The sequence below is a fragment of the Arenibacter antarcticus genome (assembly GCF_041320605.1).
Lineage (GTDB): Bacteria > Bacteroidota > Bacteroidia > Flavobacteriales > Flavobacteriaceae > Arenibacter > Arenibacter antarcticus.
The window spans coordinates 3,318,698-3,332,041 of sequence record NZ_CP166679.1 but is presented as its reverse complement, the minus strand read 5'-3'; the positions used below and the strand labels follow the sequence as shown (position 1 = coordinate 3,332,041).

Here is a 13,344-nt window from a genome sequence, read left to right as displayed (position 1 = left end):
AGATAAGGGATACTTAGCAAGTAACTTTCATCCTAGTTTATTTGGCCTACTTTATCCATTATTAGTAAATCAAATATTTTTCAAAAGTAGAATAATGTCACAAGGACAGTACCAGTTAATTACCCTAAATCTCGATTTTGAAATTAACCCTAATTTACCACTTTCTTTAGGTTAGGCTAGCACCCACACAACCTACCAACCTGTAAAACAATTTATTACATCAACTTCTAGGTCGTCGTTGGATAATAAACTTTGCCTCGCTAATTCTTAAACTCGTACTACAACCCCTATTCAAAATCGGGCCAATATTCCTTTATTTTTCTTCTTACAAAAGTCACGCTGCGTTCTAATTGGTCCATACCATCCACACCGTCTTCTATACTGATCCAACCATCGAATCCCACTCTTTTCAATTCTTTAAAAATGGCATCATAATCGTTCAATCCCTTTCCTATTTCCCCATGACTCAATCTTTTGGCATAACCTGTGGCCCCACCTTCTTCCTTGCGTAGATCTTCTATAGTCCCTTCTTTTAGGTAGCGATCACTGGCGTGCATGGTCACCACTCGGTCCGAAACGCGGTATAGTAGTTCCAACGGATCCTCACCAGCCAAAAAGGTATTACTAGGATCGTAGTTAACTCCAAAATTCGGATGATCTATACGCGATACCAAATCGCAAAAAACATCCATTTGCTGAGCAAACTCGGGATATTCCCAGAAATCGTCCTTATAATGGTTCTCCAGAATCAGGGTTATCCCAAGCTTTTCAGCATGGGGCAGACATTGCTTTATGCAGTCGGCAGCATAAGCAACCCCCTCTTCCATGGTTAATTCCGGTCTACGTTGGCCAGACAATACTCGACAATAAGACCCCCCTAAGGTATGGGTCATTTCTATCCAATGGATCTGTTTCTTTATTTCTGCTTCCCTAAAGGTGGCATCTGGATGGGTGAAATCTGGAGAGCAGCACAGCATTGGAATTACTTTCCCGTTACGTTCTACCTGTTCCCTGAAAATGGGCCAGTTGGATTGATCTTCCATTTCCAAGAACCCGGCATACCATTCCAATCCATCAATATCCAGCTTAACGGCCAGGTCGATCCATTGTGAAACCTTCATGGTTCCATCCTTACAAAGTTCTTGCATAAATGCTTTTGGGAATACAGCTAATTTTGGCAAAATAAAATGATTTTAATTATTATTACTAGAGATATTATTGCTTTTTATTATGGTCTCGACTGCGCTACCAGACAGATTTTGATACTGTTCACTGATCGCTTTTCACTGAACCCTCTCAATACTTACTCATATCTCAATACTCACTACTTAATACTTAATACTCGTATCTCAATACTAATTCTCAATACTCACTACTCATATCTCTATACTAACTACTTAATACTTTGTACTTTGTACTTAATACTTAATACTCCCCTCAATGCGACCCTTCCCAGCTTTTGGGCAGATTCCGTCCTATTACAGGAAATTGTTCCAAATCCATGACCTGTGCACTTACCGGCCCACATTCGTCCGAAAGCCAATACAGACAAGCGGTTGCAATTTCCTCCGGAGTAAAAATTCGGCCTGCAGGTGCAAAAATACTGGGGATATCCTTGTACCAATCGCTTTTCATTCCCTGCTGCTCCTTATTCAAAATTTCCTTTTCCGTAAGCACCCATCCAGGGTTGATCTGATTCACCCGTACTCCATATTCCCGAAACAGGCTATCTCCCAAATTTCTAGTCATGGTCATCAACGCTCCTTTAGAAATACTATAGCCCAATAAATTAGGTTCCCCTCCCCAAGCGTTAATAGAGCCAATATTCAGCACACATCCGTGCACTTTGGATAAGTGGGGCAAAGCAGCCTGAATAATGCTTAATGGAGCAATGGTATTCACCGCAAACATTCGCTCCAAAAGAGGAATGTCTGTAGTATTTATATTAGAAGACCCAATAAACGCGGCATTATTAACCACTGCGTCCAGCTTGCCATAGGTTCTAAGGGTTTCTGCTACCAATTTCTGCGGAGCTTGGGGATTGGTAATATCTATGGTGAATGCGCTGGCGTTTTCCGCTCCCAGTTCTTCCACAAGGCTCTTTCCGCGATCTTCCTCTAGACCGTTTACCATCACCTTGGCACCTTCTGCTACACAGCGTCTTGCTATAGCGCGACCAATACCTGTGTAACCACCTGTTATCAATATAATTTTAGAACTTAATCTCATTTAATTAGGTCTTAAAACACTTTTAACTACTTTACCACTATGCATTTGTTCAAATGCCTCTCTCCAATCGCTCATTTCCCAGACTCCACCAATTATAGGTTTAACATCCAGTTGGCCTGAGGCCAAAAGCGAGAGTACTTTTTCCCAAATAGGCCAATTATGGCTAAAACTTCCCTGAAGCGTCACATTTTTCTGTACTAGGGGATCCAAGGAAAAGTTTAAAGGTTGTGGCCCCCACCCTACTTTGGTAATATGACCATTAGGCCTAACCAATTCTAAGGCAATTTTTAAAGTAGCACTTGCCCCTGCAGCGTCAATTATACAGTCGGCTCCCAAACCATCTTTTTTATGGGCCCATTCCGTTGCGTCCCCAACAATGCCTTCACAACCATATTGTTTGGCAATTTCCAACCTTCCTCGATCGGATTCCAATCCTATTAAAGCTACTTCTGCACCGCATAACCGGGCCATAGCAGCACATAGGATACCAATGGTCCCTGGACCCAAGACAATTACCCGGTCCCCAGGCTTAATAGGGGAATTCACTACTACCGCATTATAGGCCACGGAACAGGGTTCTGTAAGACAAGCTTGTTCAAAGGGAAGGTGATCTGGTACTTTGTGAAGACAACGCGCAGGCACCTTTACAAAGCGCGTCATAGCCCCATTTACTCCATATCCAAACCCTTTTCTAGTGGGATCTAAGTTATAAAGCCCTTGTTTGCTCATCGGGTTATTAAGGTCTATAACTGCTGCGGTCTCGCTAACTACCCTATCTCCTTCTTTCCAATCCTTTACCCTACTGCCTAGTTCTACAATATGTCCCCCAAATTCATGACCCAACACTACGGGATAATTTACGGGCCAACTATGATCTGCCGTCCATTGATGCAAATCGCTACCACAAACTCCTACGTTGGCCACTTCCAACAGCACATCTTCTTCTCCAATTTCTGGTCTGGCGACTTCCCTTATTTCTACACTGCCCTTTTCAGGGGCATAGTTTACAACTCCAATCGACTTCATAATGGTTTTTTTTTAAAATTTGGTTAATGGTTATATTTTAATGTTCGTCCTACTTCGATTTCTTCCCAAACAATACCTTAGCGGTTTCAACTATGGATAGTTACAAAGCAGACCTCTATTTATTAGTTATTTTGAGACATTCCCATAGGCATGGATTCTCTCGCATATTAATCGCAATGAACTTTCCAGATCTCCATCGGCTGTTTTAAAAGAGTCGGCATCAATAGTCAACGGGGCTCCTAAAACCACCATGGGTGCGCCGTATTCTGGACAACGTATCGCCTGCTCTAAACTAAGTCCGCCTACCGCTTGCACCGGAATATTTACTGCATTTACCACCTCTCTTAATTGATCTAATGGACTGGGCATTTTTAATCCTTGTGCGGCAATTCCTCTGCGTTCATCATATCCAATATGGTGAATAACATAATCGCACCCCAAATCTTCCAGCAATCTTGCACCTTGAATCATGTCTGGACACCCCAGGTTGTCCCCCATTACTTTTACGCCATAATCTTTACCAGCCTGTACTACAACCTTGATGGTCTCTATATGCGCCCTAGCCATAACTACAACATGTGTAGCACCAGCCTTAGCCATCATTTCCGCTTCCAAATAACCTCCGTCCATAGTTTTTAGATCGGCTACAATCGGAATACCCGGAAAGGCTTCCCTTAATTTTCTAACTCCGTGAAGGCCTTCGGCCAAAATAAGTGGAGTGCCCGCCTCCAGCCAATCCACTCCGGCCCTTAATGCCATGGCGGCAGTTTCTAAAGCTTCATCGATATTGGTAAGGTCTAGGGAAATTTGTACAATGGGTTTCATGCTGGTTTTATAATTGGTTACTATAGATTATTATTTTTTAAATCTCAGTTCCTTTCTACTTTCTAATTGTTATCACCAAAAAAATATTGATAGCATCAATATTATGTGCCAATTTAAACGCTCTACTTTGTAAAGCCATTATTAGAACTATAGGAACTTTGTTGGTCATAAAGGTAATTGATCAAAGTATACATATATGATCAATTATATAGTCAATATTACCCTTTTTAGACCCTATTCTTCAAAAATAATGGCGGCTTATGTTGATTTTCGGAATCTCGTTCATTTTTTAATTTCCCCATAAACAGGAGTTACAAATTTCCCGTTCAGAAAGGGTAATGGGTCAAGCTGACTTTGTAAGATCAATCCTTTTGAATTAGAGGTTAACAAATGATAAGCAGCTTGTATCATAGGTACTGCGGTGGTTGTCTGTATTGCTTTTAGTGTATGTTTCCCTATTTTTTGAGGGTAGATTTTATTGGCTATTTCCTTTCTTCTAAGAGTTCCTTTAGCATCTTTCCCTTCTACTGCGGCATAGAGTACAATTTGATCGTCCTCCATATGTGGAATTACAGCACCCATTATCCGTTGTAAGGCCCCTATAGTATCATCGTCCTTTTCCATTCCTTTAATCTGTTGGTCTACCCACGCATAATGGCCCGGATGTCTCAAGGTTTTATAATCTAAGCTCCCCACCTTTCCTTCCAAGGCATGGGGCAGATCGGCTGCACCACCGGAAGTTAGGTCTTCCTCATAGGCAATTCCGTCTATAATAATGGTGGCCCTTTCCGATAGGGATGGACGCTGTTTTATTTTATAATTCCGCAATGTTTCGGCATCTTTAATATATTCTGTAGCCACGCCAACCGGACTCCAGGTAAAGCCATAATAATGTGGTGCTACGGCATGGTGCGTTAAGGCACCTACCTTAAACTCTAAGGAACCGACCTTATCTACGCCGTTTTCCTTACAAAATTCCAAAAACAGATGATGCGCCAATAAATCGATATACCCTGGTGCCAAACCAGATTGAAGAACAAAACCAGTTTCAGCATCCTTGGCCAATGCCATAATCTCCTTGGTTTCAGCCACGTATTCCGTTAGGTTAACGTAATGAAGGCCATACTCTTTGGCATAACCCGCCATTCTAGGGGCCAAACTCCCCGGCAGACAATCGAGCAAAATATCTGCCTGACTAAAAACCGACGCCATCTCACTAGTCGTATCATTTTCTGAAAGAAGGAAGGCCTTCACCTCGCAGGATTTCGTGACCCCATCTTTAATCCATTGGGCAACCCCTTGCGCTTTGTCCAAGGTTCGGTTTCCAATAAAAAGCTGTGGAGAATCTTCACCCCACTCCGCTATAATAAGTGCAACGGCACTAGCAATCCCACCAGCGCCAGCAATAACTATTTTGTGTCCCATTTTAGTTGATGTTTAGTATAGAAAGATACCAATTTTATTTTGGGCGTTCCCCTATCGGGGCGCTCTTTCCGCTTAATCTTTTTTGACTATGGTTTAGCAAGGTTATGGCTTACCTTTTTTGTGATCATCAACTAGACCTACAAGGTTTGAAAAACCTCGCAGGTCTTAGGATAATTATGAAACTCAAGCCAAAAAAGGATATCGCTGCAATAGCTAACGCAAAAATCAGTAGTGAGTACAAAGTATTGAGTAGTGAGATGGGGTCAGTAATCGGTGATCAGTAACCAGTTCTCGATACAAAATTCCTCCGGAATTTCACGAACTGACGGCTACATTTTTCTCTCCATAACTTCATAACCTTATAACTTCGTAACTAAAATACAACTACACCATAAATTTAGGTTACTCTCCAGATAGGTATCGGGACGTTGCGAAAAGCAACTCATATCGAAATGACTTTTTACAACTAACAATAACCAATTAGCAATAAACAGTTGTGTAGGCCCTGGATTAACTAAGGGATGAATAAAATCTACAAAGTGGGTTTAGTCAAAAACAATAGCTGAATGTTATGCTAATACCACCAATCCTCCGCTAGCGCGAGCAATTTGCTCGTGCCAGCAAGAGGATGGAGATATAGCTTACGTAGGATATGAACGTAACGCTTGCCCGACAGCATAGGCGGGCACGTACCAACTAGGGAATCAAATTCTGGTCCGTCTTTAACCCTGTCCCCATTGATATGTAACGCCCAATCCAAACCAACGCGTGGGCATAGGAACGGCACCCGCTTCTTTGTACGTGGCATTGAATAGGTTAGTTATCTCGGTGTATAAAAGGAAGTTTTGAACTTTGTAATTTAAGCGAACATCGGCTACGTTATAGGCATTGGCAAGTTCTCGCTGTAACCATCTGTTTTTAATTTGAAATGAAAAGTCGTTGATACTATAATGAACACCTGCCACTAACTGATGCTTCAAAGACTCTAAAATATATTTCGATTGGATTTCCGTTGAAGTCTCAACGGAAGGGCGCAAATAATTATAGCTCACCTGATATCCAAAGGATTGCTTCCCTGCCAATTCAAAATCCTGCTGCATTCTTCCGTAAATGCCGTGCATTGTATTTTTTCCCAAATTAATTGGAGAATAAGGTGTTGAGGGATCCTCTCTAACCCAATCGATAAATTCAGAAATCTGGCGATAAAAATAACCGGTTTTCAACTGTAGGTTTCCATTTTGGTACTGAATATTTCCCTCATAGTTCCATGCGTTTTCGGGTTGAAGCAAGGCATTTCCAATATTTCCAGGTCGCTGATCAAGGTATAAGTCCGTGAACGAAGGGATGCGCTGCCCAGAACCGATACTCGCAGCTATTTTCCAGTGATGATTGATACGGTAAGCCAAATCTAACCCTGGATACATCTGATAGCCAAAATCCGTGTTATAGTTGCCATATAGACCGATAGTTCCTCTTAGTTTTTCACTTAGAAAGCTTTTTAATTCTGCATATACACCGTGATTATCGCGCTCATGTTCACCAATATTTGAACTGTTAATTTTTTCTAATCGGGACTCCCAACCAAAACCAAAAGTTCCTATTCCTGTTTTAAGGCTACTATTCAATTCAAGCATCAACGCGTTGGTATAGTGTATAGACCGTCCTCTACTTATATCCTCTTTAAAATAACGGTAGTCATCTTCCCCATAGCGATCACTGATTCTAGGAGAAAGAGTAAAATCACCCCAAGTATGCTTAGAGGACAGACTAAAAACAGATGACTTTACATGTTCTTCCGAATTAATATCACCTGGAGCAGCATAAAACCCGTTGGCACCAAAGTGGCTTTGAGCGTAGCCTGCCATTGCCTGAATGCTGTTATTTGAATTAAAATCATAATTTCCGCTATAAAAAAGACGCGTATTTTTTGAGGCCGAATTGTAGCGCTGTCCGTTAGAGTTGCTTTGGGCCAATGAAAAAAGCTGACTCTGGGTATCAGATCCGTAAACTCCTGTAACCTCAGCTGCTCCGCCTCCGTAAATTCCTCCACCGTCACCGTCATCCTTGCCTTTAAAAGAACTTCCGGCCCTTATATCTACAGATACAGTTGAGAGTTTGCTCTTTTTGGTAACAATATTAATAGCTCCAGTAAGGGCATTGATCCCATAAACCCGAGCTGCAGCACCTCTAATGACTTCAATATGATCTATAGCACTCAAAGGAACTGGAATATTCATCATGTTGTGGGCAGTTTGAGAGTCTAACATTTTTACCCCATTAATCAGCACCAAAGTTTGCTCTGAAGTTCCACCATCAATAGAAATATCAGTCTGTGTTCCAAACGGACCACGCTGCCGAATGTCCACACCACTTATAAAAGATAAAACCTCGTTGAGTGATTTCGCAGGAAGGGCCTGAATTTGTTTCTGGGTAATGACCTGAATATCTCGTGTGGACTCACTAAAAGGAGTTTGCAATCGGTTTCCTTGAATAATAACTTCATCCAACTCGTTAATTTCCAGGTCTGGATCGGGAAGCGTATTATTTTGTTGCGAGAAGCTAGGTATGGCAGCTAATAGAATTAATGTCGCTAATAGTTTTTTCATAAATTATTCTTTAACCGTAGTATTTAAAATTGATGGCAAAGATTTGGATTAAAATAGTATTTTTGGTAGTCCGAAATGTAAATAATGAGTAGTCCGGTTATAGTTCCTTTTAATTCCTTCATAAAAATAGATCGCCGCAAAAAAGAGGCGATCTATATGCAAATTGTTTATCAGTTTATTAATGCCGTAAAAAGTAACCTTTTAGAAGATGATAACCGACTTCCTGGCAGTAGGAAAATTTCCGAAGAGCTTCAAGTACACAGAAAGACAATTGTAGCCGCTTTGTCAGAACTACAAGAACAAGGGTGGATAGAAACGCTACCAAACATTGGCTCTATCGTTAGAAATCCTGAGCTTTCCCCCACTCAATCCAAAAATTCCAAAGCTTTTCAGCATCCTCCAGAAAAGGCTGCGTTTCATTTCAAAAAGGATTTTATATTAGATACACCGATAGAAAAAAAACAAGAAAAATTATTTTTCACTGATGGCACACCAGATTATCGCATTATTAAATCGGAGGAACTAGTTCGTTTTTACACTTCGGTAATTCGAAGAAAAAAACAATCAGGTCCTTTCTTAAATACCATTGATGACAGTCTGTTATTTAGGGACCAACTCAGTTATTATCTAAATTTAACCCGAGGCTTTCATCTTTCTAGGGATTTTTTGCTGCCCGTAGCTGGATTGGAGCAGGTTCATTCCATTTTATCGCGTTTACTGATCAATACAGGCGATATTGTTTTGGTTGAAGAGCTCAGTTACTTTTTACCCAATATGATTTATAATCAAGCGGGTGCCAAAATGAAAACAATTCCGGTGGATGCGGACGGAATGAACATTGATTATATTCAAAACCATTATAAACCCGGCGAGATACGATTGGTTTACATCAACAGCACATGCCAATATCCCACCACCGTTCGTCTTTCCAAAAGGCGGAAAAAGCAATTGCTAGATTTGGCAGAAGCATACAATTTCATTGTAATTGAAGATGATAGTGATTTTGAATTTTCTATGATAAAAAACAAAAAAGAATCTCTATTTAGAATAAACGGCGGCAATCGCATCATTTATGTTGGCACTTTCGGACGGTTTTTAAATCCAGGTTTTCAAATGAATTTTTTAATAGCTCCGAAAGACCTTTTGCAGGAAGCAGCAAAATATCTGAATATCTTTGGTAAACCAGATACAATGATGGAAAAAGCTTTGAGAGAGCTCATTCACCAAGGAGACATTCATCGATACCAAAGAAAGTCCAAAAAAGTAATCGCTGAGCGGAAAGAAATGTTTGCCGAACTACTCAACACGCATTTTAATAACAACATTCTATTTAATATACCGCAAGCTGGTTTAGCTTTTTGGATTCGGTTTAATACCTCATTTTCCTTGACGCAATTGCAAAAAAATGCAGGAGAAAAAGGACTCTTTATTCCAAGTGTTTGCCTCTATCAAAATCGATCGATAACCGCTCTAAGACTGGGATTTGCACATTTTAATCAGCAGGAAATGGAAGAAGCCGTGAAAGTGCTAGATGAGGCTTATTGGGAAGTGGTTGAGTAGCTATTAGTTAGGCATACAAAAAGTCTATAATTCAACAAGCTATATTACTTAAAACGAAATAACTTCCTAGATTAAGTTAATAGACCCCATAACACATTACGGTATACGTATGTGTTCGTTCCATAACAGCACTGACAAACACGCCTTGCCAACGGGCCAATGGAAGGGGCCAAATATGTAAGCATTTATACCAATTCTGGCAACCATTTAACGGAGCAGTCTTTGGCCCAGTTAGAAGAAAAATTACCAGATTATTTCTTACGGGTTCATAGAAGTATAATCATTAACACCAATTACGTAGAAAATGCACAGAAATACTTTAACAGCAGGTATATCATCACCTTAAAAACCAAAACAAAATCGTCCATAACCACGGGTAGAAGCTATATCTCGCAAGTTAAAAGCTGGTTGAATGTGTAGTTAAAAAGGTTCGGTTCAGTTAGCAGTATTCAGTGGCCAGTTTTATTCAATTATCAATTAGATTTGAGTGGTAAGATAAGACTGTTGAAACTCTCACTCAATCGGGTAAAAAAGTATTTACAAATTCTTTTAGGTTTCTACACTTGGTGGCTGAACTTGCCTACTGATAGGCTTGGGCGGTCGAAGCCCCAATCCCAAATAATTACTAGAGATAAGCATTGGCGATAAGCAATCGGTCGACTCCAATTAGGGAAGTTAAAGTTTTAATGAACGATAGTGAAGAGAACTCGCACAAGTGGTTAACTCAAAAATCACAAGTGAGTAATGAGTAAGCAGCGTACAAATCTCAATACCCACTACAAAAACATCACTACTATAATCTCATTTCTTTTGGTTAATTTAGATTCCCTAAATTACATCAAATTAAAAAGAACCGTTTTAACCAATTGATTACTTGGAAGGCTTCCAAATTATCGACCAAGAAATGACCAAATAGAATACATGAAATACATTGTTTGTGAAGAACCCGGTAACTTTCAACTAAAAGAGAAAGAATCACCAATAAGAAAGCCTGGAGAGGCCCTATTAAAAATAAACAAAGTAGGGATTTGTGGTACTGATTTACACGCCTATAGTGGTAACCAAGCCTTTTTTACCTATCCTAGAATCCTGGGGCATGAACTGGCTACTGAAGTCCTGGAAATAGAGGACAATGAGAAGGGCATAAAGGTTGGCGACAAAGTGGTGGTAATGCCCTATCTTAGTTGTGGCCATTGTATTGCTTGTAGAAACGGGAAAACCAACTGCTGTACCCAAATCCAGGTTCTGGGGATTCATACTGATGGAGGAATGCAAGAGCAAATCTCAGTTCCTATATCCATTTTACTGCCCGCCAATAATTTATCCGACAATCAGATGGCTATTGTAGAACCTTTGGCCATTGGTGCTCATGCTATTAAGAGGGCTCAACTATCAAAAGGGGAAACCATTGTGGTAGTGGGATGTGGTCCCATAGGAATAGGAATTATGAAATTGGCACAGCTAGAAGGTGCCAAAGTAATTGCGGTGGACATGAATGAGGAGCGACTCCAATATGCCAAGGAAAAAATAGGGGTCGATTATATTGTGAATGCCAATAACAATTCCATAAAACTGATCTCTGAAATTACAAAGGGCGAACTGGCTACCGTAGTCTTTGATGCCACTGGCCATAAAGGAGCCTTGGAAATGGGGCCCTCCTATATGGCACATGGAGGACGGTATGTGTTAGTGGGACTCTCCAAAGGTGAGCTCACCTTTAAACATCCTGAAATTCACGCTAAAGAAACCACCATACTTTGTAGTAGAAATGCCTCGGTGGCCGATTTTGAATACGTAATCTCCATTATAGACCAATTCCCTACCGATTCCTTCATTACCCACAGTGTACATTTTTCAGAAATGAAAGAGCACTTTAACAAATGGCTAGATCCTGCCACAGGAGTTATCAAAGCAACAGTCGAATTTTGAAATTAACCACTATGTCCATAAAATTTCTACAAATACATCCAGAAGACAATATCTTTGTCGCGTTACAAGAGTTGCCGCAGGGTTACCCAATTACTTTTAATGGCGATACTTTTCCGCTAACCTCCAAAATCTCTGCCAAACATAAATTCGCGCAAAAGGATTTTAAACCTGAGGACCCCATTTTAATGTATGGGAATTTAATTGGAAAAGCTACCAAGTCCATCGAAAAAGGGGAAACCATCACCATAGAAAATGTGGTACATGCCTCTTCCGACTATAGCGTAGGAAAACAACAATCAGATTGGATTGCTCCCGATATCAGCAAATGGAAAGACCGCACTTTTAACGGCTACCACCGCGCTGATGGCAGTGTAGGTACGGCCAACCATTGGTTGGTAATTCCCATGGTGTTTTGCGAGAACAGAAACGTAAATGTATTGCGGGAAGCCTTATTGAATGCACTGGGCTATAGCACCGCCAAAGAGTATATGGTAGATGCAGAAGTCCTAGTTTCCAAATACAAGGCAGGCGCCAGCAAGGAAGAACTAATGGCCGCTTCAATTATTAAAACCCCTGAAGACATTATAGAAAACCGCACCTTTCCCAATGTAGACGGAATAAAATTTTTAACCCATGACGGGGGATGTGGTTGTGACCGTGGCGATTCGGATACCCTTTGCAACTTATTGGCAGGTTATATTACCAATCCGAACGTGGCGGGGGCTACCATTCTTAGTTTGGGATGCCAAAACGCACAGGTGAAAATTCTAACCGATGCCATTGCAAAACGCGACCCCAACTTTTCCAAACCCCTGAAAGTACTGGAACAACAAAAAAGTAAAAGCGAACGCCACTTTATTGAGGATGCCGTGAAACAGACCTTTTTAGGACTTATAGAAGCGGATAAGGTAAAGCGCCAACCCGCTCCTTTAAGTGAGTTGGTCCTAGGATTGGAATGTGGAGGTTCGGATGGATTTTCTGGTATCTCCGCCAATCCCGCCCTTGGTTATACGTCGGATCTTTTAGTAGCTCTAGGTGGCGCTACAGTTCTTTCCGAATTTCCGGAATTGAACGGGGTGGAACAAGAACTTATCAATCGATGTGAAACAGCAGAAAATGCGGATAAATTCGCCACGCTCATGCGTGCCTATTCAGACAGGGCTGTGGCCCTAGGCTCCGGGTTTGAAAATAATCCATCTCCTGGAAATATTAAGGACGGACTCATTACAGACGCCATGAAATCGGCCGGAGCTGCCAAAAAGGGGGGTACTTCCCTTGTCAAGGATGTTTTGGAATACACAGAACCGGTCACCCAAAAAGGTTTAAATCTCCTTTGTACCCCTGGGAACGATGTGGAAAGTACTACCGGGTTGGCAGGTTCAGGCTGCAATGTCATCGCCTTTACCACCGGCTTGGGCACCCCCACTGGAAACCCAGTCACCCCTACCATTAAAATATCTAGTAACAACACTTTAAGTGAACGCATGAAAGATATCATCGATTTTAATGCTGGAACCATTATTACAGGGGAAGAGACCATCCAATCTAAAGGAGAAGAATTACTGGAATATATTATAGAAGTCGCCAGTGGTAACATTGTCCCGGCCGCAGTGCGATTGGACCAAAACGATTTTATTCCATGGAAACGGGGAATTTCTTTGTGAAATTCAGGAAACTTTTGGTGGCTGAGCGTAGCCGAAGTCACACCTAATTTGTGAATAAAACCCAAGTAAGCAGTGGCAGT

General features: G+C 41.1%; 10 protein-coding genes. 4 read left to right on the top strand and 6 right to left on the bottom strand.

What is annotated here, in order from left to right; translation table 11 throughout:
* Window positions 1-287 precede the first annotated feature (287 nt).
* The 6 genes from KCTC52924_RS13775 to KCTC52924_RS13750 form a co-directional block, all read right to left on the bottom strand.
* Window positions 288-1,181 (bottom strand): sugar phosphate isomerase/epimerase, encoded by an 894-nt coding sequence (locus KCTC52924_RS13775; RefSeq protein WP_251806646.1) that lies wholly within the window; start codon window positions 1,179-1,181, stop codon window positions 288-290.
* Between the two features lie 256 nt (window positions 1,182-1,437).
* Window positions 1,438-2,229: an SDR family NAD(P)-dependent oxidoreductase gene (locus KCTC52924_RS13770; RefSeq protein WP_251806645.1), complete on the bottom strand. Its 792-nt coding sequence runs from the start codon at window positions 2,227-2,229 to the stop codon at window positions 1,438-1,440.
* Window positions 2,230-3,255: a zinc-binding dehydrogenase gene (locus KCTC52924_RS13765; RefSeq protein WP_251806644.1), complete on the bottom strand. Its 1,026-nt coding sequence runs from the start codon at window positions 3,253-3,255 to the stop codon at window positions 2,230-2,232.
* A gap of 126 nt (window positions 3,256-3,381) precedes the next feature.
* On the bottom strand, window positions 3,382-4,080 hold the full coding sequence (locus tag KCTC52924_RS13760; protein ID WP_251806643.1) for an orotidine 5'-phosphate decarboxylase / HUMPS family protein: 699 nt from the start codon (window positions 4,078-4,080) through the stop codon (window positions 3,382-3,384).
* 282 nt (window positions 4,081-4,362) lie between these two features.
* Window positions 4,363-5,505 (bottom strand): saccharopine dehydrogenase family protein, encoded by a 1,143-nt coding sequence (locus KCTC52924_RS13755; RefSeq protein ID WP_251806642.1) that lies wholly within the window; start codon window positions 5,503-5,505, stop codon window positions 4,363-4,365.
* Between the two features lie 722 nt (window positions 5,506-6,227).
* Window positions 6,228-8,111: a TonB-dependent siderophore receptor gene (locus tag KCTC52924_RS13750; RefSeq protein WP_251806641.1), complete on the bottom strand. Its 1,884-nt coding sequence runs from the start codon at window positions 8,109-8,111 to the stop codon at window positions 6,228-6,230.
* A gap of 156 nt (window positions 8,112-8,267) precedes the next feature.
* Between KCTC52924_RS13750 and KCTC52924_RS13745 the strand changes: the two genes are divergently transcribed.
* From KCTC52924_RS13745 to KCTC52924_RS13730, 4 genes are all read left to right on the top strand, one after another.
* Window positions 8,268-9,671, top strand: a complete 1,404-nt coding sequence (locus KCTC52924_RS13745) for a PLP-dependent aminotransferase family protein (RefSeq protein WP_370671473.1) — start codon at window positions 8,268-8,270, stop codon at window positions 9,669-9,671.
* 159 nt (window positions 9,672-9,830) lie between these two features.
* The gene (locus KCTC52924_RS13740) at window positions 9,831-10,091 is read left to right on the top strand and encodes a LytTR family DNA-binding domain-containing protein (RefSeq protein ID WP_251806639.1); all 261 of its coding nucleotides are present in this window, start codon (window positions 9,831-9,833) and stop codon (window positions 10,089-10,091) included.
* A 501-nt stretch (window positions 10,092-10,592) separates the two neighbouring features.
* Window positions 10,593-11,600, top strand: a complete 1,008-nt coding sequence (locus KCTC52924_RS13735; protein ID WP_251806638.1) for a zinc-binding alcohol dehydrogenase family protein — start codon at window positions 10,593-10,595, stop codon at window positions 11,598-11,600.
* A gap of 11 nt (window positions 11,601-11,611) precedes the next feature.
* Window positions 11,612-13,264 carry a UxaA family hydrolase gene (locus tag KCTC52924_RS13730; RefSeq protein ID WP_251806637.1) on the top strand — a complete coding sequence of 551 codons (1,653 nt, stop codon included), beginning with the start codon at window positions 11,612-11,614 and terminating at the stop codon, window positions 13,262-13,264.
* Window positions 13,265-13,344 lie beyond the last annotated feature (80 nt).